23 protein-coding genes are annotated in these 24,960 nt (G+C 42.1%); 5 read left to right on the forward strand and 18 right to left on the reverse strand.

Features of this window, described 5'->3' with window-relative positions:
* Positions 1–5: 5 nt before the first annotated feature.
* Genes LEP1GSC185_RS10670 through LEP1GSC185_RS10680 form a run of 3 tightly spaced genes read right to left on the reverse strand, consistent with a single transcriptional unit; the run spans position 6 to position 3,674 of the window.
* Positions 6–956 (reverse strand): fumarylacetoacetate hydrolase family protein, encoded by a 951-nt coding sequence (locus LEP1GSC185_RS10670; RefSeq protein WP_008589627.1) that lies wholly within the window; start codon positions 954–956, stop codon positions 6–8.
* Positions 957–972: 16 nt separating this feature from the next.
* Positions 973–2,082, reverse strand: a complete 1,110-nt coding sequence (locus tag LEP1GSC185_RS10675; protein WP_008590946.1) for a VOC family protein — start codon at positions 2,080–2,082, stop codon at positions 973–975.
* Positions 2,079–3,674: an FAD-dependent monooxygenase gene (locus LEP1GSC185_RS10680; RefSeq protein ID WP_008589526.1), complete on the reverse strand. Its 1,596-nt coding sequence runs from the start codon at positions 3,672–3,674 to the stop codon at positions 2,079–2,081. The genes LEP1GSC185_RS10675 and LEP1GSC185_RS10680 overlap by 4 nt, the downstream gene beginning before the upstream one ends.
* A 131-nt stretch (positions 3,675–3,805) precedes the next feature.
* On the opposite strand from LEP1GSC185_RS10680, the gene LEP1GSC185_RS10685 reads away from it, so the two are divergent.
* Positions 3,806–4,438, forward strand: coding sequence for a TetR/AcrR family transcriptional regulator (locus tag LEP1GSC185_RS10685; protein WP_008591699.1), 633 nt, complete (start codon positions 3,806–3,808; stop codon positions 4,436–4,438).
* A 5-nt stretch (positions 4,439–4,443) separates the two neighbouring features.
* On the opposite strand, the gene LEP1GSC185_RS10690 is transcribed toward LEP1GSC185_RS10685, so the two are convergent.
* From LEP1GSC185_RS10690 to LEP1GSC185_RS10715, 6 genes are all read right to left on the reverse strand, one after another.
* Positions 4,444–4,917 (reverse strand): rod-binding protein, encoded by a 474-nt coding sequence (locus tag LEP1GSC185_RS10690; protein ID WP_024864115.1) that lies wholly within the window; start codon positions 4,915–4,917, stop codon positions 4,444–4,446.
* A complete protein-coding gene (locus LEP1GSC185_RS10695; RefSeq protein ID WP_008589658.1) occupies positions 4,914–5,981 on the reverse strand; it encodes a flagellar basal body P-ring protein FlgI in 1,068 nt (355 codons plus the stop codon). Before LEP1GSC185_RS10695 ends, LEP1GSC185_RS10690 begins: the two co-directional genes overlap by 4 nt.
* Positions 5,978–6,643, reverse strand: a complete 666-nt coding sequence (locus LEP1GSC185_RS10700; RefSeq protein ID WP_008591175.1) for a flagellar basal body L-ring protein FlgH — start codon at positions 6,641–6,643, stop codon at positions 5,978–5,980. Before LEP1GSC185_RS10700 ends, LEP1GSC185_RS10695 begins: the two co-directional genes overlap by 4 nt.
* 1 nt (position 6,644) lies before the next feature.
* Positions 6,645–7,553: a flagellar basal body P-ring formation chaperone FlgA gene (gene flgA, locus LEP1GSC185_RS10705; RefSeq protein WP_010515168.1), complete on the reverse strand. Its 909-nt coding sequence runs from the start codon at positions 7,551–7,553 to the stop codon at positions 6,645–6,647.
* 5 nt (positions 7,554–7,558) lie between these two features.
* Entirely contained in the window at positions 7,559–8,356 is a 798-nt protein-coding gene (flgG, locus tag LEP1GSC185_RS10710) for a flagellar basal-body rod protein FlgG (RefSeq protein ID WP_008590869.1), read from the reverse strand.
* A gap of 461 nt (positions 8,357–8,817) precedes the next feature.
* The gene (locus tag LEP1GSC185_RS10715; RefSeq protein ID WP_008589415.1) at positions 8,818–10,116 is read right to left on the reverse strand and encodes a DNA methyltransferase; all 1,299 of its coding nucleotides are present in this window, start codon (positions 10,114–10,116) and stop codon (positions 8,818–8,820) included.
* A gap of 46 nt (positions 10,117–10,162) precedes the next feature.
* Here LEP1GSC185_RS10715 and LEP1GSC185_RS10720 point away from each other — a divergent pair, with 46 nt between their 5' ends.
* The 3 genes from LEP1GSC185_RS10720 (at position 10,163) to LEP1GSC185_RS10730 (ending at position 13,761) form a co-directional block, all read left to right on the forward strand.
* Positions 10,163–10,669 (forward strand): hypothetical protein, encoded by a 507-nt coding sequence (locus LEP1GSC185_RS10720; RefSeq protein ID WP_008589901.1) that lies wholly within the window; start codon positions 10,163–10,165, stop codon positions 10,667–10,669.
* The gene (locus LEP1GSC185_RS10725; protein ID WP_008591237.1) at positions 10,666–11,526 is read left to right on the forward strand and encodes a penicillin-binding transpeptidase domain-containing protein; all 861 of its coding nucleotides are present in this window, start codon (positions 10,666–10,668) and stop codon (positions 11,524–11,526) included. Before LEP1GSC185_RS10720 ends, LEP1GSC185_RS10725 begins: the two co-directional genes overlap by 4 nt.
* Positions 11,527–11,601: 75 nt before the next feature.
* Positions 11,602–13,761 carry a cation:proton antiporter domain-containing protein gene (locus LEP1GSC185_RS10730; RefSeq protein WP_010515173.1) on the forward strand — a complete coding sequence of 720 codons (2,160 nt, stop codon included), beginning with the start codon at positions 11,602–11,604 and terminating at the stop codon, positions 13,759–13,761.
* A 13-nt stretch (positions 13,762–13,774) separates the two neighbouring features.
* Here LEP1GSC185_RS10730 and LEP1GSC185_RS10735 read toward each other — a convergent pair whose 3' ends face one another.
* The 7 genes from LEP1GSC185_RS10735 to LEP1GSC185_RS10760 all read right to left on the reverse strand — a co-directional run bounded on the left by LEP1GSC185_RS10735 (position 13,775) and on the right by LEP1GSC185_RS10760 (position 22,472).
* Positions 13,775–14,446: a response regulator gene (locus tag LEP1GSC185_RS10735; protein ID WP_008591758.1), complete on the reverse strand. Its 672-nt coding sequence runs from the start codon at positions 14,444–14,446 to the stop codon at positions 13,775–13,777.
* Between the two features lie 10 nt (positions 14,447–14,456).
* Complete coding sequence (locus LEP1GSC185_RS10740) at positions 14,457–17,132, reverse strand: sensor histidine kinase (protein ID WP_008589896.1); 2,676 nt, start codon at positions 17,130–17,132, stop codon at positions 14,457–14,459.
* A 12-nt stretch (positions 17,133–17,144) separates the two neighbouring features.
* Complete coding sequence (kdpC, locus tag LEP1GSC185_RS10745) at positions 17,145–17,714, reverse strand: potassium-transporting ATPase subunit KdpC (RefSeq protein ID WP_008591254.1); 570 nt, start codon at positions 17,712–17,714, stop codon at positions 17,145–17,147.
* Complete coding sequence (kdpB, locus tag LEP1GSC185_RS10750; protein ID WP_008591266.1) at positions 17,711–19,801, reverse strand: potassium-transporting ATPase subunit KdpB; 2,091 nt, start codon at positions 19,799–19,801, stop codon at positions 17,711–17,713. Before kdpB ends, kdpC begins: the two co-directional genes overlap by 4 nt.
* Positions 19,802–19,811: 10 nt before the next feature.
* Positions 19,812–21,548 (reverse strand): potassium-transporting ATPase subunit KdpA, encoded by a 1,737-nt coding sequence (gene kdpA / locus LEP1GSC185_RS10755; protein ID WP_008591352.1) that lies wholly within the window; start codon positions 21,546–21,548, stop codon positions 19,812–19,814.
* A gap of 9 nt (positions 21,549–21,557) precedes the next feature.
* Positions 21,558–21,641 carry a K(+)-transporting ATPase subunit F gene (kdpF, locus tag LEP1GSC185_RS19715; RefSeq protein ID WP_008590037.1) on the reverse strand — a complete coding sequence of 28 codons (84 nt, stop codon included), beginning with the start codon at positions 21,639–21,641 and terminating at the stop codon, positions 21,558–21,560.
* A gap of 117 nt (positions 21,642–21,758) precedes the next feature.
* The gene (locus LEP1GSC185_RS10760; protein ID WP_008590254.1) at positions 21,759–22,472 is read right to left on the reverse strand and encodes a nitroreductase; all 714 of its coding nucleotides are present in this window, start codon (positions 22,470–22,472) and stop codon (positions 21,759–21,761) included.
* 107 nt (positions 22,473–22,579) lie between these two features.
* Between LEP1GSC185_RS10760 and LEP1GSC185_RS10765 the strand changes: the two genes are divergently transcribed.
* Positions 22,580–23,173 (forward strand): TetR/AcrR family transcriptional regulator, encoded by a 594-nt coding sequence (locus LEP1GSC185_RS10765; RefSeq protein ID WP_008591728.1) that lies wholly within the window; start codon positions 22,580–22,582, stop codon positions 23,171–23,173.
* A gap of 36 nt (positions 23,174–23,209) precedes the next feature.
* Here the strand turns inward: LEP1GSC185_RS10765 and LEP1GSC185_RS10770 are convergent, their stop codons facing one another.
* Together LEP1GSC185_RS10770 and arsS are read right to left on the reverse strand one after the other, a co-directional pair.
* Entirely contained in the window at positions 23,210–23,746 is a 537-nt protein-coding gene (locus tag LEP1GSC185_RS10770; RefSeq protein WP_008590891.1) for an LIC20153 family lipoprotein, read from the reverse strand.
* A 158-nt stretch (positions 23,747–23,904) separates the two neighbouring features.
* Positions 23,905–24,948 (reverse strand): arsenosugar biosynthesis radical SAM (seleno)protein ArsS, encoded by a 1,044-nt coding sequence (arsS, locus tag LEP1GSC185_RS10775; protein WP_008591625.1) that lies wholly within the window; start codon positions 24,946–24,948, stop codon positions 23,905–23,907.
* Positions 24,949–24,960 lie beyond the last annotated feature (12 nt).

Here is a 24,960-nt window from a genome sequence, read left to right on the forward strand (position 1 = left end):
CCGACTCAGGATCCCTGAACTACCTTTAAGAATTGGTCTCCCAGATCGATCCTCCGGTCCGCTGTTCTTATGGTAGAATGAATCGTATCCCCCGGCTGTAAATACTGGGATCTTTTACTTTGCCCTTTTACGAAAAGCTCCCATTTCTTTCTTTCTGATAAAAGTCCCGCGATCTTTTGCACCATCTTTCCGGGAGCCCTGAGAGCACATCCTGATGGAGTTCCTGTTAACAAAACGTCTCCAGGCGATATATTACAAAAGTTAGATAATTCAGTGATTGTTTCCTCCGGCTTGAATACCAAATTGGAAATAGTATCATGTTGTCTGACTTTATCGTTCACAAGCAAGGTCAGTTCCAGACTACCTAATATTTCAAAGTCTCTCGGTTCCAAAACGGCCAACACTGGTCCCGCTGGCAAAAAAGTCCGATAAGATTTTCCTTTATACCACTGCAATTGAGGAAGTTGTATGTCTCTTGCCGATACATCGTTCGCCATAAAGATAGCGGCTACATATTCCGATATATTTTGGGAATTTACTTCCGTATAAGAATCGATGGATTTGCCGAAAACAAGGCCGAGCTCGATCTCATAATCTAAAAGTTTGACAAGTTTAGGCCGGATCACTTCCCCCATGGGAGAAGTCAACGATGCGTCCGATTTGGTGAAAAAAAGATTATAACTCTTATCGTCGGGATCAAGTCCGGACTCGATCAGATGTTGTCTATAATTCGCACCCTGGCAGACGATCTGACAAGGTGAAGAAATCGGAGAAAGCAACTTTACTTCCGAAAGATTATAACTTTTGGATGCTGAATTAAAGTTATCTGTCCGGGAGAATTCCAAAAATTTTCGTGTATCCAAATCTCCTAGTCCGAGAGGATACACCTTACCTTCTGTGAATTTTGCCCAATCTATCTGTTTATCTTTTTCAAAACGTACGTAATTCCTCGCCATAGTCCATTCCCTTTTATTAATATTTAATCCAACTTCTAGGAGATTGTTCTGCGACCTTCTTTAACTCCATTAGCTTCCTCAACTCGATTTTCCTTCCGGAAAATAATCCTTTTACAAGCTGAATCAACTTAAACAAAGTAAGCTCAGTGTCTAAAAAGTCCTCAGGCATATCCTGTCCCCATTGGTATAAACTTTCCCTGCTGATAGGATGAAAGCCAACAGGAACGGTATCGTCGAATTTATCTCCGTCCGTATAATGCTCTACTAACATACCGCTCGGATCCCTCTGATAATCAAATATCTGGCTTCCTAAAATATGCCTTCCAATTCCCCAAGCTGGCTTCCAGCCTCTTTTCAAAAGCCATTCTCTTCCCTTAGCGACTTCATCTAAATCTTCCAATTCGAAAGCACAATGTTCCAATCTATCGTCTATGCCTAAGGCAATCACTATAGTATGATGGTCCGTAAGTGTCTCCCCCAGATCACATCTTAAAAAAGCGATCACAGGCTCCTTGGATTCCGGAAGTATTTGTATATCGGATGGGATCATACCGAACACGTCGCAATACCACTGTGCATTCTTTAAAAATTCCTGTTTTAAAAAAACGGCATGTCCCAATCGATTTACTTTAGCAGGCCCCACATCGTATGGTTGGGGCTGATTTTTACGTAATATCTTTCCATCACTATTCCAATCTCTACACTTTTTATCCTTCTTCTTTCCTTCAAAAGAAGAAGGAACTAATACTACATCTACCGGTAGACCGGAAGGATCTTTAATCGTTACAGTCGGAAAATATTCCGGGCCGAATCTTCCCCGAGGCAGGACTTCCGCCCCATCCATAAGTCTTAATCTTTCGAATTCTTGCGTAGAAGATATATATAATCCGAATCCTAGCAAAAAGTCCCTGTCGGCCTTTTCCAAAGACCAACAGGGCAGATTGGAGCTAAAGCCATGAAACAAAATCCTATTCTCAGACAATTCAAAGCGAGAAAGCCCGAAATCCTTATAGTATTCGGCCGTCAATTCCGGATTTTTTCTTCCCAACCTAACATAAGCTATATCTCTAGCCTTACTTATAGGATTCTTCGATCTTGTAGGACATTCGGAAGATAATTGTTTCATTGCATTTTTCCCTGATAGATTTCTGCAAATCTTAAAATAGCGTCGTCCGCTTCTTTTCCATAAAAGACTGCGGCGACAATCTTATCAGGACGAACGATTGCGAATCGGTCTGCTCCGCCAAAAAATTTCAAAAAAGAAGAAGTTACATCTTCAACTGAATCCGAGAGAATCCCAGTAGTCTGTTGTTGATTCGAAATATATAATATTCGTCCCCCCATTTTTTTCCAAACCTCCATACATGATCGACTTAGTGTCCCAGAAGGATGGACTCCGTAACCAACGAGGCAGAGATTTGGGCCCAATAAAGAGTCGGACAATTCCCAATTCCCTTTTTTCGATCTGAGAGGAGCTTGGGGGAAAACGGATCCGGGAGAAATGGAAGAATTTTTTAATGTATTCTTCTTTAAGAATAGGCCTTTGGAGAAAGAATTATCGGGTTTTAATCTCAGATCGGATAAATAAGGACGAGCAGGAGTAAAAGATAGGAACTTCATTAAAAAATCCCTAAAAAAAGCGGCGAGCCTACTTCTTGTCATGATGATCGATCCCAAAAAAACAGCCAAACGTATCATCTTTTTGGCATGTGGTTTTCTTTCCAGGTTATAGCTGGAAAGTATATCCTTCGAAGCTTCTTTACGTAAAACTGATGCGATTTTCCAGGCAAGATTGAAGGAGTCTCTCATTCCGCTCACCAATCCCTGACCGGCGAATGGAGGAGTTAAATGAGCAGCATCTCCCAGCAAAAATACTCGACCCTTTCCCATACATTCCGCCGTCTTTGCCTGAAATCTATAAACCGCTTTTCTCTGCACATTCATAGAAGAGAGCTCTCCCCAAGGACGAATGAGTTCTGCAACCTTTTCCGTCTTCTCCATCTCCTCCCTAGTTTCTCCGTTCCGAAGTAGAAACTCCCAGCGTTGGGATTTTCCAGGACCGGGAACATGTGCAATAGGTCTTTTTGGATCGCAGATAAATTCGACCTTATCTAGAACGTTAGGCATATCTTCTACATCTAAGATCAACCAATCTTCCTTGTAGGCAGAACCTTTCATTCTCCATCCTTGGTTTTCACGGATCCGGCTATGAGCACCGTCGCAACCTAAAAGAAAGCCTGTCGAAATTCTATAATTAGTTCCGTTACATTTTACTTTTACGATAACTTCCGAATCGGACTCTGTATGAGTTATATACGTACATTCTGACCAAAGTTTTACATGATCGAATCTTTCGAGTCCCTTTCTTAGAAGTCTTTCCAAGTCCGGCTGATAAATGGAAACCAAACGAGGATGCCCGTCCATAGATCCCATAGAGTTGATCTTAGCCAGTGTTCCTACATAAGGAGAGATCATTTCTACGTAGGAAATGGAGGGCATAATTTGAGAAGCCTCTTCTCCTAGTCCGGAAGCCTGGAGAATTCTCAAAGCGTCTTGGTCTAGGGAAATGGCTCTTGGAATTTCCAAAATTCCAGGATTCTCATCGATCAGCAGTACTGGAATTCCTTCGATTCCTAATAAGTTCGCTGTCAGAACTCCTACCGGCCCCCCGCCTACGATCAAAACGTTCGGTTTTTCCAATTCCTCAACTTCTCTCATACAATGAAATATTATTCAAAAATGACGAAATCGTCAATTAATTAAATTGAGGAAAATAAAGAAATGTCCATTTTTGATAAATTTATCAAAAATATAATTGTGTCACATTAAGGGGCCTGTATTGATATCTTATGGCCTCGCCACCCAAAAAACTACCCCCGAAAAGAGAGCGGACTCGTCACCAAATCCTAAAAGCGGCTCTCAAACTTTTCGCAAGAAAAGATGCTGGAGAAGCGTCCATCTCGGATGTGATCGCAGAAGCTGAAATCGCGAATGGAACCTTTTATAATCATTTCAAAACTAAAGAAGAACTTTTAGAAGCTTCCTCATTAACTTTGATAGAATCTTTAGCGTCCGAAGTGGAAACCATCATGGGAGATTTGGACGATCCCGCGGAAAGAATGGCGCTGGCGGGAATCTACTTTTTCAAAAAGGCAAGAATGGATTCAAATTGGGCCTGGGCACTTATCAGGATCGCTGCTGTGACTCCTAGAATGAGCGACATGCTTTTAAGTTATCCATTGAGAGATCTGCAAAGGGGGGTCTCATCAGGAAAATTCTCCATTGAATCAACGGAAACAGCACTCGGGCTTTTTGTTGGATCGTTACATTACGGGATCAGGAACATATTGGAAGGAAGAGCGAAAAATAAACTACACGATAGAGAGATGATGACCCTAGTGCTCAGAAGTTATGGAGTGAAGCCCAAGACCGCGAAGGACCTTTCTTCCAAAGGTTTCGAAAGAGCCTGGAAAGAAGACTGATTTTATTATACTTTAGAATCCAGCTTAGAAATTGGCGGAAGATTAGAAGATAAAGATTGGTAGATCTGTTCTGCCAGCCCCAAAGAAGAATTCGCAGATAAATTCTTAGAATATTCATCATAGAGCATATCTTCGAAAATTTCTTCCGCATATCCGCCGTCTATGAGCCCAGACTTGTGAACTGTGGCTTTCATTTCTTTCAACATCATCTTCACAAACATGGATTCGAATTCGCCGGAAGCATCGAATAACTTTTTGCGATAAGGGTCTGCAGCAATTTCCTCTTTTATGTTATGAGGCATTCTTACTTCGGAGGAAGAAACTTTTCCGGATAAAGTATTGTTAAATTCTTCTCTCAATTGATCCGGAAAAGTTTGGCCAGGCTTTAAGTTTTTTTCTTCACGTAAAAGTTTCTGTACTTCCGGTCGTTCCGTAAGATCCAATTTAGATCGATAGTCTTGGATTTTATCTATCATTATTGTATCTCCAGTTCCGCATGAAGTGCGCCCGCGGCCTTCAATGCTTCTAAAATTGCAATAATGTCTTTTGTAGAAGCTCCTACTTTGTTCAATGCTTCCACTACATCGGAGACTTGAGTGGCCTCCTCTATCACGAAAGATTCTTTTGTAGGAGGCTTCTCTCCGCTCAGTCTTGTTGGTCTTCTGTTCTTGTCCGCGACGGAAAGACTTAAACCTGATCTTGCAACGGCAACCTCGTCGATCGTGATATTCCCACCCATTACGATCACACCGGATCTTTCGTTAATCACTACTTTTGCTCTAGGATTTGATTCAACAGTGATGTTCTCCAGATCGGATAGAAGGTTCAGAAGTCCCGGAGACTTTGCGGAAAATCCTGGGCCCACTTCTATCACAATCTCGGAAGGGGTTAATGCCTGAATAGATTCCGTTTTTAATCCGAATTTTTCCGGAAGAGTTTCCTTGATACGATTGATCACGTTATTCATCAAAGAGAAGTCCTGGCTATTCAAACGGATCACCACTCTTTGGTTGGAAAAAAAATCTTCCTTCAATTCCGTTTCTACAATTGCACCCGCGTGGACAATCCCAACGGTCTTTTTGGAAGCTCTGCCTAGTCCGCCCGAGCTATTCTCTTTTCCGCCGAAAGAGATCACACCGCTTGCTACAGCGTAAATTTTATCGTTTGCAGTTTTCAAAGGAGATTGTAAAAGGACTCCGCCTTCCAAAGATTTTGCATCCCCAATAGAAGAAACAGTTACATCCAACCGATCTCCTTTACGCGCATAAGAAGGGATATTAGCGGTAATTAATACGGATGCGATGTTTTTAGTCTGTTCCGGTTTTAGGTTCGCATCCACTCCCAGATTTTTGAGATAATTTTTCATACTCTCTGTGGTCATTGGAGTTTTAGAATCCCCCGTTCCAGGAAGTCCGACTACGATCCCATAACCGGTGATCTGGTTGTCTCTGATCCCTTCTATCTTGGCAAGATCCTTCAAGCGGACCTCTGCTGCGGAAAGTGATGCGGAGAATATTATAAAAAGGAAAAATATTCTTTTCATTTAGACTCTCCCAACAATCGGTTCAACTGTTCCAGAATATATCTTTGTTTTTCTTCTTCCGAAAGTTCCGCTTTAACGGTCACGGTACCATCAGGGTTATTAATTGTTTTTAGAGTAATAGGAGGTTGTAGATTTTTAGGTTCTATTCTTCCCGTAAACTGGATCAGCAGGTCCGCGATCCGATCCGCATCCACGGAATTATCTCTCGCGATAAATTCAGGAGATAATCTGCCTGTCAATAGGACTTGGGAAGGTTCTCCGTTATAAGTGGAGGAACGTTGTCCTTGCAAGGTTAAAAGCCCGGTATTAGCGTCCACAGCGGTAACAACTGCAGTCAGATTTCCTTTTAATTTTCCGAGAGATTTGATCTTACCTTTATTCTTACGAACGATCGTACGATCCGTATTGTAAGTAGGATTATCAGGGATCACTTTTTTATCTGGCACAGCCTTGATGGTAATATTCTCATCCGCGGCAGATTCAATCTCAAACTCCGCCGTAAAACCTTCTTTCAATTTTACGAATATAGTAGACCCTACTCTTAGATTTTGGCTTCTGGAGTAAGGGTTTTTATCTTGCCATTGGGAAAGATCCTGTGCGAATAGAGCGATCATTCCGGATAAAAATAAAAGTGGGAGTAAAAATTTCAGGCTTCGGATCATATTAATTCTCTAAAAGGACAGTACCCTTCTCCACTACTCTGGCGGAAATTTTTCCCTCTTTAGAATGGGAAGAAACATCGACGATCTCTCCTATATTACCGGAACTTAATGCTTTTGTCTTGGACTTTACTACTAGGTTTCCCTTTGTATAGACAAGGTTCACATCCCCGCCTCTTTGTACATCGAATAGGAACCTAAATTGTTTTTTACGGAGAAGTTCCCCTGTTTGCAGATCTTTTAGCGCTGTGGAACCTATATCCTTACTGGAAATTCCGTCCGTAAAAGATTCTTCCATATAGACAGTTCTTTCTTCAAGATCGTCTGCTTGCAGTTTTTGTCCCTTGCGGATCTCTTTTTTGGCAAAGAGTGCGTTCGTTCTTCTTTCCAATTTAAATTTGATCCTTTGGGTATGCACCTTTCTACTCTCGAAGTAGAAATCCAAAGAAGCGACGATCTGTCCCGGATGGATTACTTGCGGAAGTCCCGCCCATTTTAATTCCACGCCTTGGCTTGGAACTAATCGTTCTCCGCTCAAATACGAAATTCTATACTCCCCTTCTCCATCTTGAGGAAGTTTAGAAACTTCTTTTTTCAAACTTTCCTCTAAGTCTTCCGGGTCCAATTCGGAATCCAAAGGTAAAACTAAGGTTTCTTTTCCGGAAACAGGGATACCTGCCAGGACTTCCTTCAGATTTTCAGGACGGATAACGACAGGAGCATTCAAATTTTTTAATACGACCCTATCTTTCATCCCGTCCGGAAGTTTTGCGATCTCGGATAATAAAACTTCTTTCTTTTGGGTTAAAAGTTTTCCGCGTAAATATACCGCTTCCATTCCTTCTATCTTGCCCAAACCGGACACAAAAAGTCCGATTAAGGCGCAGAATAGGATGTAAAAGCGAAAGCTCATATTAATTAACGTTTCAATCCGATCGCGGTAGATAACATGTTATCGGAAGTTTGGATGGCCTTAGAGTTGGACTCGTAAGCTCTTTGAGCCACGATCATATTCACCATCTCTTCCACGATTTTCACGTTAGACATCTCTAAGAATCCTTGCAGAACATTTCCGAAACCTTCCATACCGGGAGTTCCAGGAATTTCAGGACCGGAAGCGACAGTCTCTTGGAATAAGTTTTTACCGATCGCTTGGAGACCGGCCGGGTTTACGAAACGATATAATTCCACCTGTCCGATCACTGTAGGACGGATATCCGCCCCGATCTTTACGGTAACTTCTCCCTGTTCGGAGATCATCAGAGTATTCAAGATCGCTCCCTCAGGAAGGATCAGAGGCGGCTCCAACAAATAACCGTTAGACGTAACTACTTGTTGGTTAGAATCAATCTTATAAGAACCGTCACGAGTGAATGCAAAACTTCCGTCGGGCATTTGGATCTTGAAAAATCCCATCTCGCTTGTGATCGCAAGGTCTAGCTTGTTACCGGTCGCTTGGAAAGAACCGATCTCGAATAATTTCTGAGAAGCAGCTGCTCTCACCCCGTGCCCCACATTCACACCTGTAGGAATTTCACTCACGGAGGTTGCAGGAGTTCCTGCCAAAACCATATGTTGGTAAACTAAGTCCTCAAAATCCGCGCGGTTCTTTTTAAAACCCGTGGTATTTACGTTTGCCAAGTTGTTGGAAATTGTATCTATATGAAATTGCTGAGCGATCATTCCAGTCGCGGCAGTCCAAAGGGAACGCATCATTTGAGTTTATACCTCGATCCCTTTACCTATCGGCCATTCCCAAAAAATCCCCAGGGGTATTTAGGGATTTTTGAGACAAAATACCGGTTTTTCGGTAGTTGGACGGTTCTCGGGAAATCCATCTAAGATTTCCCAAATCCGATTTTAAACCCCTCGACCAGGCTGCTACGGGTTCGGCGAGTCCGCCTCATCCCGCTTTCAGCGGGACAAGCCCTACGCATCCTTACCGCGTGTTGGAAATCCTGAAAACAACCTTGAACAAATAAATCTATTCTTACACTTCTTGGTTCACGCAGAGGCGCTAAGACGCGGAGAAAAAGCTGTTGTGTAGGAGTTCCTACATTACTTTATAAGCTTTGCAATCTACTTGTTGGAATTCCAACAATACCCTCTATGGCTCCGTGACTCTGCGTGCAATTTCCCTGTGTCTCTAACTTCTCAGCGAACTCTGTGCGAGAATCCTATTTCAAATTACGGAACACAACGCAACGATTAGAATTCGTGCCTTTTTCGTTATTCGAAACATTCCAGCAATTGGCAAGTTTTGTGAACTTCTGGTCGTTGATGTATGTATTTTCCCAAACAAGACCTGTGGACTCCGCACATTTGATTACATATTCGTCTAAGTTGAAGACAGTCTTACCTTTTCGGACTTCTCCCACTTCCATAACCACTGTTCCGCCCGGTTTCACTACTCTGGAAAGTTCATCCAAAGTTCCTTGGATGAATTCGCACCAACCTGCCAAAGTCGCAAATATACTTGGCTTCTGATCCTTCTCCAATTCGATATCTAAGAACCAATATCTAAGCCAATTGTCCTCTTCGTAGTTGACCTTGTCCAAAAAAGGAGGGCTGGTCACTACAAGATCCACTGAATTCTCTTCCAAGCCGAAAAGATCCAAGGAAGAATGATTGGTGTATTCGTTTCTTGAAGAAAACTCATGATAAAAAGGTGTAAGAGATTCTTTCAAATCCCTTCTCATTTTCTGCAGAATCCTAGGTTTGATCTCCCTATAATCAGGAACGACTCCCTTTTTCTCATTATTCCTTTTTTGGGCCATAGGAGGAATAGAGATCTGAGGAAAACTATAAACGGAAAAAAAACCGTTACTATGGCCGTGAAGTCTGGATAATGCGGTTAGGCCCAAATATCTAATCTCAGGAGAATCCGAATCGGCTAAGATCTTTTTCAGGTTTTTGATCTCTTTTAAAGTATCTTTATGATAAAAATGTAAAAGACCCTCATCTTCTTTTTCTTCCTTAACCTTCGTATTCAGGTTAAGAGAATCAAGAGTTCTCTCCAGTCTTTCTAGAGAAGGAACAGTCTGTCTGGACTTCGCCAAGAACAAGGACATAGGACTGATATCGTTATGGATGGCAGCATAACCTTCTAAATTCGCCTGGACTGCCGTAGTCCCTCTTCCACCGAAAGGATCGAATACGATCCCTTTACGATTCTCCAAATATTTTCCAATAAAGAAGGCAGGCAATTCAGGCTTGAACGAGGCTCTGTAACTGACCACATAATGGATTGGATGAGACTGTCTTTGTTTTGAGGTCCAAAATTCCCCGGTGAGTATCTTTCTTTCTTTTTTACGAACAGTGCTGTTCATCCGCTCCGCCTTTTCTTTTTTCTTATTTTCGGAAGAAGGCGCGATTTTCAGTTTTGCTTTTTGAGATCTTGTCGGGACATAAGAAACGAATGGCGGAAGTGAGGACAGAAATACTTGTCTCCCTACCGAATCCAAAAATCTTAGCATTCAGATCCGGATTTTCCGGGAAGCTCAAGTTCAGATCGATAAGAGAATGAAAACCGTATCCTCTCAGCTTTACGAAGAATTTATAAAAGAGAAAAAGACGAATCGAAGATTCGAACTCGCCGGATTATACATAGGATACGGAGCTTATGTGGTAAGCCTTGGGATCGTATTCGGACTAAAGAGAGAAAATCCACTCTTCTCTGCAATGTTCTTCTTAGGATTATTCACAAGAGCTTCTAGCCTGATGATCGGAAGGGTATTCTTGGTCCCGAAAGTTTTTCTACAACTTCTCTCCTCCGACAATTCCGAAAAGGAAGAAGCTTGGGAGACTATCCAAGCTCATAAAGACGAGATGATAGGAAGACTCGCAGGAAATATTTTCGGTTGGAATGATTCGAGCGAGTTATTCTCCATGAACCGGGAAGAAATGATCGAATTCGTGAAAAAATATACCGTTACTGATTGGAGAAAGATCGGAAAAATTTTCATGATGTTTTACGTTCCACTTTTTCTATTCGTTACTTATCTCACAATTTACGCCTGGTTCCAATGAACCCAATCTTCCGTTTTTCTTTTGCGGTCCTTCTTCTTTCCTGTTCCACAAAAACAGGAACAGACTCGCCGATCATACAAAAAGAAGAACTAAATCTTTCCGACAAAAAGGTCTGCCTATTCCTAGCCGAAATGGAAGAAGGTACACTTTTAAAAGTCGGAGAAGATAACTGCAAAAAAAACTCCCCTTCTATGTATGTATTCCAACCGGTTCTAGCTCTGGCGGCATTGGAATTAGGAACATTAAAAGATCCTCATGGATATTTCCCTTGGGATAAAACTAAATTCCCTTACATTCGATGGCAGAAGGAACAGAACTTAAAGACTTCTCTGGAAAATTCCACAGTTTGGTATTTCCAAAAGATCTGGACGGATACAGGCACTACTAAGCTCAAACCTTGGCTGTCTTCCGTAGGACTTCCCACATCGGTCCCCTTCGAACCTTCCAGATCCTTTTGGATGGATGGAGGATATTCTTGGACCGCCGAAGAATTCTACTTATTCTTATGGAAATTATTCAACGGAGAGTTAGGTGTTAGAAAGAAAAACCTAAACTCAGTATTAGAAGGTCTGGAAAAAAATCCGGGAGAGATCAAAAACCCTACGGGCACCCATAAATTAGACGGGAACTTCGGGAACTACTCAGGTTTCTATTCCGATTCGGCAACAGGATATGCCCAAGGAAGATCGGTCTCTTGGTACTGGTTCTTTTGGAAGGGACCGAAAAGATCTTATCTATTCTTATCCAAAATAGAAAGTGAATCCGAAACTTTATCTCCCTTAGAGGCTGCAAAGTTTGGCATGGAATATTTAAGAGAAAAAGGGTTTTGGGAAAAATATTTCTCTTCCGCCAACTAAGTATTATTCTTTTCTCATTCTTTCCGTTTTTATAGTATGGAGGAACTCCAACATTTCGAGGGTTTCTTTCTAAGAATGAAACGAAACGCGATTTTCTATATAACACTATTAGTATTTTCTTTCGGAGCCTTCCTCTTCGTAGCGAAACAAGGCAAGTCATTAGAAATAGGTAAAGTTGCCATCGTCGAAACAAGTTCTTCCACTTCGGTCGAATCAACAGAAGATACGATAGAAATTTGGAAAAGAGCAGGTGCAAAACTATGGAAGGGTTTTCATGAGCCCCTTCCTCTCCTATTATTACAAATCGGAATCGTTATAGCCGCTACTCGAGTAATGGGTAAACTCGCAGTTCTAGTGAGGCAACCGTTCGTAGTTGGAGAGATCCTCGCAGGTATATTATTAGGTCCGTCCTTATTCGGATTATTATTCCCGGAACAGTATCAATTCTTATTCCCCAAAGTTTCCTTAAGCTCACTGCAACTATTAAGCCAGATCGGTCTGGTATTCTTTATGTTCGTGGTCGGAATGGAGTTGGATATAAAGATACTTAGGAACCAGGCAGACTCGGCGATACTTATCTCTCATGCAAGTATACTTCTTCCGTTTTTACTTGGTGCGATCTTAGCTCTCTCTATTTATAAAACGTTAGCTCCTCCTGAGGTAACTTTTCTATCCTTCTCCCTATTTATGGGGATAGGAATGAGCATCACCGCCTTTCCTGTACTTGCCAGGATCGTTCAGGAAAGAGGACTTACTAAAACAAAATTAGGCGGTCTCGCTCTCACCTGTGCAGCTTCCGATGATTTGACTGCTTGGTGTTTACTTGCGGTGGTGATCGCTCTTGTGCAAGCTGGCGGGATTTTAGCGGCGCTATTTACCATAATCCTCGCAATCATTTATGTTTTTGTAATGTGGAAGGTCGTACAACCTGCAATGCATAGAGCGGGCGGAATTTTCACAAACAGAGAAGCATTCACCAAAGTTGCAGTAGCAATGTTCTTACTCTTCCCGATCGCTTCTGCCTGGATTACCGAATCCATAGGAATCCATGCGTTATTTGGAGCGTTTCTAGCCGGGGTTGTTATGCCGGACAAACCCAAACTTAGGACACTTTTAGCGGAAAAGGTGGAAGACCTAAGCACTGCCATCTTTCTTCCATTATTCTTCGCGTTAACCGGAATTCGGACCCAGATCGGCCTATTGAACCAAGGCAATTTGTGGTGGGATTTCACAATGGTGCTTACGGTCGCGATAGTAGGAAAATTCGCAGGAAGTGCAATCGCCGCAAAAGCTTCCGGAAACAACTGGAAAGATTCCTTATCCTTAGGTGCGCTCATGAACACCAGAGGACTCATGGAATTGATCGTCCTAAATATCGGTTATGATATCGGAGTATTATCCTCTCAGATCTTCTCAATGATGGTGCTTATGGCATTGGTCACTACCTATATGACCGGCCCAAGTTTGAATTTGATAGAGAGAATTTTCTCGGTAGTCAAAGACAAGAGAGAAGAAGGTATACTGCTCGCATTCGCATTACATTCCAGAGGAGTGGATCTATTAAGACTTGCATCCGGATTATTCCAAAACGGGAATAAAACAAAAGAAGTAACTGCGCTTCACCTCACTCCTGATTCCTGGATCTCCGGTAAAACCGCTCAAAAATATGAGAAAAAAAGTTTTGAACCGTTATTCAGACTCTCCAAAGAACTCGGGATCAAACTTAACACTCTTTATAAACCTTCCGACAATGTCACAAGAGACATTCTAAAAACAATTCAATCAGGAAATTATAATATATTTCTAACAGGAGGGGCAAAATCCCTCTTTAGCGACGATGTTTTAGGGGGAAAGATCAGGACACTTCTTTCCGAGTCCGAAACGAATGCGGGAATATTGGTCGCGGAAAAATTAAAAAATTTAGATCGTTTTATCTTAGCAGTTTATTCCGAAAAGGACGTAAAACTATTAGGATTTTCTTTAGCAATGGCTAAAAACATTGGAGCCAAACTTTCGATTTGGGACCCTAATGGACGGGTTCCACAATTCTCCCAAAGAGAAAGAAATCTTCTCAAAAAAGAAAAGATCACTATCCTGAAAGGGGAAGATCCTCAAGTCCTTTCCGAGGCAGACCTAGTGATCTGCGATCTGGAAACCTGGGAAGAAGAAACAGAATTTAGGAATTGGGAACTAGCGGACGGCTCGGGTTTATTCTTGGTACGATATAAAGGATAATATTATAATATTATTAACTATCCGTTTTTAGAAAGTAACCTACTCCTGGCTCCGTGATCAGGATCTCAGGATTGCCGGGATCTTTCTCTATTTTTTTGCGGATCTGGTTCACATACACTCTCAAATAGCCGGATTCCGCCATTTGGTTCGGCCCCCAAAGTTCTTTTAAGATCTGAGTTTGGGTAACTATCTTTCCGGGATAAGTGGCTAATAATTTCAAAAAAGAATACTCTGTAGGCGTTAGTCGGATCTCTTTTCCTTCCTTTAAAACTTTTCTGGTCCCAAAATCCAGCTCCAAAAGTCCGATCCTTACTTTAACATCCGTTTTTTCAGGAGAAGAATGTCTCAATAATACTCTAATCCTAGCAAGCAACTCTCCGACGCCGAACGGTTTAGTGAGATAATCGTCCGCCCCGCTGTCCAACAAAAAGATCTTATCTTTTTCGGAATCCCTTACACTTAAAACCAATACTGGGATCTTAGAACCTGACTCTCTGATCTTTTTTAGGAACTCTTCTCCTCCCTTATCTGGTAAACCCAAATCCAAGATAATACTATCAGGACGGACCATATAAACTTTCGATAATGCATCATCGACAGAGATCGCCTCTTCTACCTTGTATCCTTCTTTTTCGAGAGCGACTCGGACCAATCGACGGATCTGGATCTCATCGTCTATGATCATAATGATTGGGCTAGACAATAGCATCCTCCAAAGGAGGGAAAGTAAGCACCGGAATTCTGATCAGGAATCTGGCCCCTCCTTCTTGTCGGTTCTCTGCCCAAATTTTTCCGCCTTGGGCTTCCACAAGACCTTTGCAGATAGAAAGTCCTAAACCAGTACCCTGCATAGAGCCGGAAACCTTAGTGAACTTCTCAAAAATCCTTTTCTCTTGTCCGTAAGGGATCCCAGGTCCGTTATCCTCTACCGTCAATAGAAGATGATCTTTCGGAACGCTTGCTCTTACAATAACCGTGCTATCCTTTTCAGTGTGTAAAAATGCGTTTTGCAAAAGATGGATCAATACTTGGATCATCAATCGTCTGTCCATCCTTACTAAGGGCATACTTTCATCGGTTTGGACAGTTAACGTATGTTCTCCTTTTTCATATTCCGCTATACGTATCGTTTCATTTACTAAATCGACAGGATCTTCCCATTGGAGGTCCAACATCAATCTTCCGGATTCCAACCTGGACATATCCAAAAGATCTCCCACCAATCTATCCAATTTTTTATACGCAATACGGATCTCCGAAAATAAGCCAGACTTCTCCTTTTCGTTTTTTACGCATCCAGATTCCAATAGATCCAAGGAGGCACGGATCACAGTCAAAGGTGTCCTAAAATCATGACTAACTGAATTGAATAACGCGGAATAAAATTTTTCAGATTCTTCCACCAACTTAGCGTTTGCACGAATTCCAAGTAGATGTATTCGTTCCAAGGCCAAAGCAATTTGGTTAAGCATAGAAAATAGAAGAGTCTCTTCCTCCAATTCCAAACTTTCTTTATATTCTCTGTCCAACCCGACTACCCCGAAACAGCCGCCCGGAGTAAGTAATGGAAGATACAACCCTTTAGACATTGGAACAGTGTCCGTATCTTTTCCGGAAGGTTTTCTATTTTGGAAGGTCCAAGCAGCCAAAGCGGACTCTTTCATGTCCGGCTTAAAACCGCTCTTAGGATGAGGAGTGCGGGAAAGTAAAGAATCTTGGTCCGCAAGTAAGATCAGAACTGAAGATTGGAATGTGTCCCCGATCGTTTCCACTGCCACGGATGCGATTTCATCCAAACTATGAGTTTTAGATAATGCAACTGAAAGTCTGTAAAGACCGGAAAGAGCTTCTTCTCCCGCTTGTAATGCTTCTTCTCTATCTCTTAATCTTGTGGTCAAGGCTCCTAGTACTAGGGCTAATACAAAATAGGTCCCGAACATCATCCAATCTTCCACTTTCTCTATATAGAAAGTAAATTTGGGAGGAATGAATAGAAAATTCCAAAAGATCGCACTTAATGAAGCTGTGATCAAGACAGGACCACGTCCCGCGAACAAGGACACAAACATTATGAAAAACAAATATACAAGTCCTATAGACCAATAACCTGTAATAATATTTAATAAAAGATTAAAGGAAGTGACTCCAAGCAAGGCCAGAAAAGAAATAAAATACTGAATAGGTTTGGATCTAGTTCCTTTCGTAAAAAAACCGAATCTAATCTTAGGTTTCTCTTTAGAAACTTCCGTAGGTGCCAAAAGGATCTGAAAATCCCCTGACTGCTCGCTCAGTTTATCTACAAAAGAGCCTCCTCTCAAAATCCTGGAAAATTTAGATTTGCCGCTTCTTCCTATAACTACATGGGTAGCTTTGCTACGATTGATCGCTCTTAAGATACCAAGAACAGGATCTCTGTCTGAAAAATTTAAAATCTCGGCTCCCAACTCTCTCGCAAGACCTAAGTTCTCTCTCAAGAGGCGCTTTTGATCGGGAGCCAAGATATTACCGTCATCTACATACACCGCTACCCAAGGACATTTTAATCCGAATGCAATTCGTTTCGCATAACGTATCAAATTGGCGGCTTGAGGAGAAGAAGATACTGCGACCAAAATTTTATCAGAAAGTTTAGAATCCTTAGTCGGCTCCAGTCTGGAAAGTTCCCGATCCACTAGTTTAGAAGTAAAATTTAAGGAAAGTTCCCTAAGAGCGGTCAGATTCGGGACTTTAAAAAAAGAATGTAATGCCTGCGGGACCTTATCCGAAGGATACACTTTTCCTTCCTTTAAACGTTTGATCAGATCGTCCGGAACGAGATCGACTAATTCCACTTCGTCGGCTATTTCTAAAATAGAATCGGGTACTCTTTCAGAAACGGGAGCTCCTGAAATTTCCTCCACGATACCCGCCCTACTTTCCAAATGTTGCACATTCAAAGTCGAATAAACATTTATGCCTTGGTCTAAAATTTCCAGAACGTCTTGGTATCTTTTAGGATGCCTGGAACCAGGAACATTGGTGTGCGCCAGCTCATCGACCAACACCAGATCCGGTTTTTTTTCCAGAATCGTATCTAGATCCATTTCTTCCAGATCTACGGATTTATATTTGAACCTTTTACGAGGTATGACGGGAAGTCCCTCTGCTTGTGCCTCGGTTTCCTTTCTATTATGAGTTTCTAAATAACCGATCCAAACATCGATCCCTTCCGACTTTGCTTTTTGGGCGTCTCGGAGCATTTCGAACGTTTTACCCACGCCTGCGGCCATCCCGAAGAAAATTTTCAATTTTCCTCTCGTATTAGTCTCTTCCCCTCCGATCCGAGAAAGTAATTCGTCAGGATCGGGTCTATTTTCTTCTGCAGGTCTCACTCAATAAATACTTTATTTTTTTAGAATATTCTCTTCCGAGTAAACTGATCTCAATTTCAGATTCAATTTCAAAATATTGATCTTAGAAGGACCGAATAATCCCAATTCGGGAGATTCTACACTCTCTTCGACCAATCGAGTTAATTTTTCTTCCGAAATTCCTCTCGTTTTCGCGACTAACGGAACTTGATATTTCACAGCTTCTATACTTAAATGCGGATCTAATCCGCTTCCGGAAGAATACAAAAGTTCGGAAGGTACAGTATCGGATCCTCCTCTATTAACCCAGTATTTTCTTCTTTCCTCCGCCTTTTTAGTAAGCTGGATACTCGTAGGCCCTAGATTAGAAGCTCCGGAAGAAGAAGTGTCATATCCGATTGCTGAAGGTCTAGGATGAAAATATTCCGGAGATTCGAAAGATTGAGCCAGTAACTCCGAACCGATCACTTTTCCGTCTAACTCAATTAAAGAACCTGAACTCTCTTTCGGAAAAACAAATTTAGCAAAACCGTATACAAGCGCCGGATAAAAGATACCGCATATAAAGGTCCAAAATCCGAATTGTAAAACTGCTCGTATCATACAAACACCCCCTTAGTAAAATTCAAAATCATATCTATCCCTTTGATCCCAAAAAAAGGAAGGATAAGCCCGCCAAATCCATAGATAAACACGTTTCGGGCCAAGACTGAATCCGCACCGGCTGGTCTATAACTCACACCTTTTAATGCAAGAGGTACTAAAAACACCAAGATCAGAGCGTTAAATATCACTGCGCTTAAAACCGCCGATTCAGGACTTGCAAAACCCAGAATATTCAGAATAGATAATGCACCTATTCCTCCTATGGGAAATAATCCCGCAAACATTGCGGGTAATATCACAAAATATTTGGATACGTCGTTCGCTATGCTAAAAGTAGTCAAAGATCCCCTTGTCATCAGAAGTTGTTTCCCGATCTCTACAATCTCGATGAGTTTGGTAGGATTACTATCCAGATCGATCATATTCCCGGCTTCCCTTGCAGTTTGAGTGCCTGTATTCATTGCAACACCCACGTCCGCTTGCGCTAAAGCAGGTGCGTCGTTCGTTCCGTCTCCGATCATCGCAACCAGCTTTCCGCCGGACTGTTCTTCTCGGATACGTTTCAGTTTTGTTTCGGGAGTTGCTTCTGCGATAAAATCATCCACTCCTGCTTCTGCCGCGATTGCTGCAGCAGTTAAAGGATTATCCCCTGTGATCATCACAGTTCTGATCCCCATTTGTCTGAGCCTTGCAAATCTTTCTTTGATCCCACCTTTTACGATGTCTTTTAAATGAATGACTCCTAAAATTTCTCTACCTTCTGAGACAACTAAAGGAGTTCCACCTTCTCTTGCGATCTCATCTACTATATCTGAAATTTCTTTTGGATATTCTCCCCCTAAGCCCGTAATATAATTTCGAACGGATTCGGAAGCACCCTTTCGGATGGGAGGTCTTGTTTTTCCTCCCAAGTCAGGATCAAAGTCCACACCACTCATTTTACTTTTAGCGGTGAAAGGAACAAATTGTCCTCCTAACTCGGATAAATTCCTTCCTCTTAAATCGAATTTTTCTTTCGCTAATACCACAATGGATCTTCCTTCCGGTGTTTCGTCAGAAAGAGACGCAAGTTGTGCAGCATCCGCTAAGTTCTTTTCGGAAATTCCAGGAGCGGGAACAAATCTGGTCGCCATTCTATTTCCCAAAGTGATGGTTCCCGTTTTGTCTAAGAGTAGAACGTCTATATCTCCCGCTGCTTCGATGGCTCTTCCTGATTTGGCAATGACGTTCCTTCTCATGAGCCTATCCATACCGCTGATCCCGATCGCAGACAATAATCCACCTATCGTAGTTGGGATCAAACATACCAAAAGGCCGACTAACGCGGGAAAAGAACCTGAGAGTCCCAAATTTCCTCCTCCTTCTTTTTGACTATAGAATACTGCAGGCACAAGAGAAGTGATCGCCACCAAAAACACCAAAGATAATGCGGAAAGAAGTATAGAGAGTGCAATCTCGTTCGGAGTTTTCTGTCTGGAAGCTCCTTCTACTAGAGAGATCATCTTATCTATAAAAGTCTTTCCAGGATCTGTAGTAATCTGAACTATGATCTTATCGCTTAAAACTTTTGTGCCTCCGGTGACAGCGGATCTATCTCCTCCCGATTCTCGGATTACCGGAGCAGACTCTCCTGTGATTGCAGATTCATCCACCGAAGCGATACCTTCTACCACTTCGCCGTCTCCCGGGATCTGATCTCCTGCTTGGCAAAGCACCTTGTCGCCCGTCCTGAGTTCGGAAGAAGGAACTATAACAACGGAACTTCCGTTTAATTTATTCGCCTTGGATTCCTTTCTCGTTTTTTTCAAGGACTCCGCCTTCGCTTTTCCTCTACCTTCTGCCAGCGCTTCCGCAAAATTAGCAAATAGGACCGTTGCCCATAACCAGATGGAAATCTGCAGACCGAAACTTAAATTTACCGGATGGAAGATTAAATCATAAGAACTTAATATTGCTCCTATATAAACTATGAACATGACCGGGTTTTTCCATTGAACCCTAGGATCTAATTTTATAAAGGAATCTAAGATCGCTTTTAGCAAAGACTTTGGATCTTGGAAAAAAGAAGTATTTTTGTTTTTCATAATTCTAAACCTAAAATTTCTGACCGTATTGCAGAAGGATATGCTCGCTACCAGGACCCAAAACCAAAACGGGCAGGAATGTCAAAGCTCCTACCAAGAAGATCACGGAAAGAAGAAGTAATACGAACAAAGGACTCTCCGTAGAGAATGTACCTTCTCCTTTTGGAGCGATCTTCTTGCCGGATAAAACTCCACCCAGTCCTAAGGCGGGAATGATCACTGCAAATCTTCCGACCAACATACAAAAAGAAAGAGTTAGATTATAAAATGGAGTATTCGCATTCAAACCTGCAAATGCGGATCCGTTATTCCCGGAAGCGGATGCAAATGAGTATAAAATTTCCGTTAGACCGTGGGGACCTAAATTCGTTCGAGAAGAAAGAGCAGATTCGTAAAGAAGAGAGAATGCAGTGAATAGCAGAATACAAAGCCCAGGTATCAAAACTCCCGCAAGTGCAAGCTTCACTTCTTTTGCTTCTATCTTTTTTCCCAAATATTCAGGAGTCCTTCCGACCATGAGCCCTGCGATAAATACGGTGAGGACCACATAAAATAACATTCCGATAAGTCCAACCCCTACACCTCCGAATACTACTTCGCCTAAAAGAATATTCCAAACCGCAATTCCTCCTGCGAGCGGAGAAAAGCTATCATGCATCGCATTCACTGAACCGTTAGACGCTGCTGTAGTCGCCATTCCCCAAAGAACGCTTTGGGCCACTCCAAACCTAGTCTCTTTACCTTCCCAATTCCCTATAAAGTTACTTTCCGACCAAAGAGACACGGAAAGACTTAGGACAAAAAGAAGAGTCATTCCTATGAATAAGGACAGACCGGCCTTCCAGGAGCCCACCCATCTTCCATAAGCAAAAGGTAATGCTCCAGGAAGAAGTAAGATCAAGATACACTGCAGCCAACTGGAAAAAACCGTAGGGTTCTCTAAAGGGTGAGCGGAGTTCACTCCAAAAAATCCTCCTCCATTCGTTCCTAATTGTTTGATCGCTATTTGAGAAGCAGCGGGCCCAAGCGGGATCTTTACCGATTGGCCTTCCATCCCGATCGCACTCACGTATCTGGAGAGATCCATAACAGTACCTTGCGAAACCAAAATGAATGAGGCGACTAATGAAATTGGTAAAAGAATATATAATATACTTCTGGTTAGATCGACGTAGAAGTTACCGATCCCGGAAGACTGTCCCGGTTTAGAAACTAGTCCCCTTGTCATAGCCGCAAGTACAGCGATCCCCGCCCCTGCACTCACAAAGTTCTGTACTCCCAAAAGTAACATTTGGCTAAAGTAAGAAAGAGAAACTTCTCCTGAATACGCCTGCCAATTCGTATTCGTCACAAAACTGACTGAGGTATTCCAGGCCAGATCCCAGGCAACTCCGGACTTACCCTCTGGATTTCCAGGAAGAATGTCCTGAAAATGGAGCCCCAATACCACCAGGGCCAAACTTAAAAGAGTAAAGATTCCAATATCTAAAAGATAAAATTTCCAATTAGAATTTTTATCTTCCTTGGTTTCGGAAATCTTATTGTCCGTTCCAAATCCACCGACTTCGAGAGCCTGAACCTTTAAGGAAAGGTTCTTAAATAGAAAAGATTCGAATTTAGAAAGAAATTTAAATCGTTTGGAAATTTCTCCCTTGAGAACATCGGCTATGTAAATTCCTAAGAATGGAGAGAGAAGAAATAATACCGCAAAATATAGAAAGAAGAAGATCGAGTCGTTTCCGTTCATTCCGATCTCCTAAAATTTTTCCGGTTTTAAAATTGAAAAGGAGAGATAACCGCATAATGCGATAACTAAAACGATTAAAAATGTATAAGACAAGATTCCTCCCAGGCGGAAACATTCCGTCTATTCCCAAAACCTAACCTGTTTTTGGAAATTCGTCAATGCGAACCCGCATGAGAGGAACCGATAAACGCGTTAATTTTGCGTTAAGATCTAAGCGTAAAATTTTACTAGATCGGAAACTTCTTCTCTAGGTGTATGAAACTTATTTAATGTGGAGTCCGGTTTAGGATAACCCAAGCTTAAACCGCAAACTATCTTTTCCGATTCTGCCAGACCTAATTCTTTTCGAACAACTTCAGGAAATGCGGATAACGCTGCCTGAGGAACAGTTCCGAGACCGTAACTTCTGGCAAGAAGCATCACCGTATTCAAAAAGCAGCCTATATCCAGTGCGATATAGAAATTAAGTTCGAATTCCGTCGTGATAAATACCGCTGTAGGAGCTCCAAAAAACTCGAAGTTCCGCAGCATAAACTTATCCCTGGCCTCCTTATCCTTTCTTTCGATCCCTGCCGCACCATAGATTTTCATACCTAGATCGAACATTCTACGTTTTGCATCCGCAGGAAAACCGGTGGGCCAAATCGTATCAGGCACGGGAGTTTCGGATTGTTTTGCCCTTTCTTGTAATAGCTCCGCCATTCTATCTCTTTTAGCACCGCTTACCACATGCACCTTCCAAGGCTGGCTGTTTTTCCAACTTGGAGCTCGCAAAGACTTAGCGAATAACTCTCTTAAGACGGAATCTTCCACAGGCTTGGAAAGATAATCCCGGATACTATGCCGGGTAAAAACCGCTTCTTCTACGCTGGAAGCTACTCCAGAAATATCTATGGATTCCGTTTCTGAGGATAAAGAAGACATATAGACCTCCGATTTAGACTTGCATTTTATCAAATTTCGGTCTTTCTGGAAGAAGAAAGAGTCGAACAGACAAGTCTGTCTGTTTATTCGATCTCAGGAAGAAAAAAATGTCAACCAAAGAAAAAGGGGTAAAAGACAGGATTTTGGAAACCGCAGTCAGGCTTTTTCAAACCCAAGGCTACGGGAACACAGGGATCAACCAGATCATCCAAGAATCCCAAACTGCAAAGGCCAGCTTTTACGATTATTACGCTTCCAAAGACCTATTAGGAAAAGCATATATAGAATTTTACGGAAAAGAGCAACTTGTCTTATTAGAAAAACTACGATCCAGATCGGAGAACGCTTTGGACTTTATACAAGCCTGGACACAAATCCTGAGAAGACAGACCAGAAATAGCGAGTTTGCAGGCTGCCCCATGGCAAACACCGCCGCTCAAATCGCATCCACTTCTCCCTCTATCTCCGAAGAAGTCAAAAAATTGGCCCTGAGAACCGTGGATTTTCTCTCCGTTTATTTAAAAGAAATGCAAAAGAAGGGACAGATCCCGAAAAATGCGGACACCCAATCTCTTGCGAGAAAGATATTCGCCTCTTACGAAGGCGTATTACAGATCTGGAAACTAACCGGAAAAATTTCCGCGTTAGACGATTTGCCGGATATGGTGGACGCGATCATTAAAAGTTCTGGAAAAAAGTGAATGGACCTGGTGTTCCACCAGGTCCAGAAAGAGCGATTAGTTGGAATAAGTCACAGTAGTTGTGATTTCAGTGGTTCCTACGATATAAAGCAGGAAGTAATAAGAACCTGCAACAGTGTTTGTCCAGGTATAAGTATCCGGCGCTGGATCTCCGAAATTCGGATTATTGAACTTAGTAAGTCCGTCCACGATCGCAGATTCTGCAAGAGGACAATCGGACGCTTCGTATACAGTAGCTTCCCCGGAGGCTTGCGGATTTTCCACAACGTTTGCTCCGTTCAGAACTACAGTATCTCCCACTTGGGCTCCTAAAATTTCAATGATCGCAATCGGGTGATTTACGAAAGGGATCCTTCCCCAAGTCACTGTGCTAGCTCCACCACCTTTAGTAGTTCGAGTACGGTTCACTCCAATAGCTGCCTTACCAGGGAAATCCACTAAGCAGTCTCCCCCTCCACTTAGAGCGCTGATGATTGCCAAATTATTCAGGTCGCCATCATCCTCCTTCTTACAATCAACGAATGAGGCCGAGAGTAAGAGCACCAATAATAACCAAATAGCTTTTTGTTTCATTTGAGTTTGTCTCCACAGAACAGTCGTTCCTAATACTCTTTTCCAAGAACGTGTCTGAGTTTCAATCTCAATATTTAAGAAAAAGCAGAAATTACTCTCAATTTATGCCATTATGGCTTTATATTTCAAAAAAAAGTCAGGTTTCTTACAATTTTTTCTTAGGCAATGGAACCACCGCAAGAAGAACCTTCTCCTGCAGTACATCCAAAACAATGTTGGTGCAATAAGATCTCTCTGGAATCTAGGACGGATTTGTTGAAGTCTGATATTTTGCTGACTCCACCTTCTATCTTCATATCCAACATTTGGTTAAAATCGCAATCATACAAGCTTCCATCCCAACCTACACTTAACGTGTTACGGCACATGACTGCAGTCGCCGCCATAGGATTAAATGCCGTTACTAGTCTTTCCAAATAAGAGTCTATATTATCTTTTTCTAGTAAGGATTCCAAAAAACGGCTGATTGGCATATTGGTCAGAGCGAATAATGAATTAAATTCGACACCATGGACCTGTTTTAGTTCCTTTTTAAAATCGTTTTCCAAAGTGGATTGTCCACCGGCGAGAAAGGGTCCCACCGGATTATAAACTAAATTTAATACAAGCCCGGAACCTGGGATACCGTATCCGACTGCATTCAGATTTTTTAATGCCTCTATAGAACGATCGAATACACCTTCTCCCCTTTGGGAATCAGTCCTTCTTTTTTGGAAATAAGGAAGACTGGAGACCACCTCTACTTTATGTTTTGCAAAAAACTCAGGAAGGTCTTTGTATTTTTCCCCTGCAAGAAGGATGGTGAGATTACAACGGACCATGATCTTTTTTCCTAATTTGGAAGCTTCTTCTACGAACCATCTGAAATTAGGATTCATCTCCGGAGCACCACCAGTGATGTCTAATGTGGTCACGCCTGGAGTCGCCAAGGCTAGCAGACATTCCTGCATGGTTTCCTTGTCCATGATCTCTCTGCGATCCGGACCTGCATCCACATGACAATGCTTGCAGGTCTGGTTACAGAGTTTTCCCACGTTCACTTGTAGTATGTCTACCCCTGTTGGGCGCAATGGATAGAGACCCACTTCCTTTAATTTTTCAGAAAAACCAGGCAGATTCAGTTTTTCGGAAACTTCCGTAAGAATTTTCAATTGTTCTTTGGAAGAAGCGAGTTCGCTCCCTCTTGCTAATAGGGATTTCATACTTTATAAACT

The sequence above is a fragment of the Leptospira licerasiae serovar Varillal str. VAR 010 genome, assembly GCF_000244755.1.
In the GTDB taxonomy this organism is placed as follows: domain Bacteria; phylum Spirochaetota; class Leptospiria; order Leptospirales; family Leptospiraceae; genus Leptospira_B; species Leptospira_B licerasiae.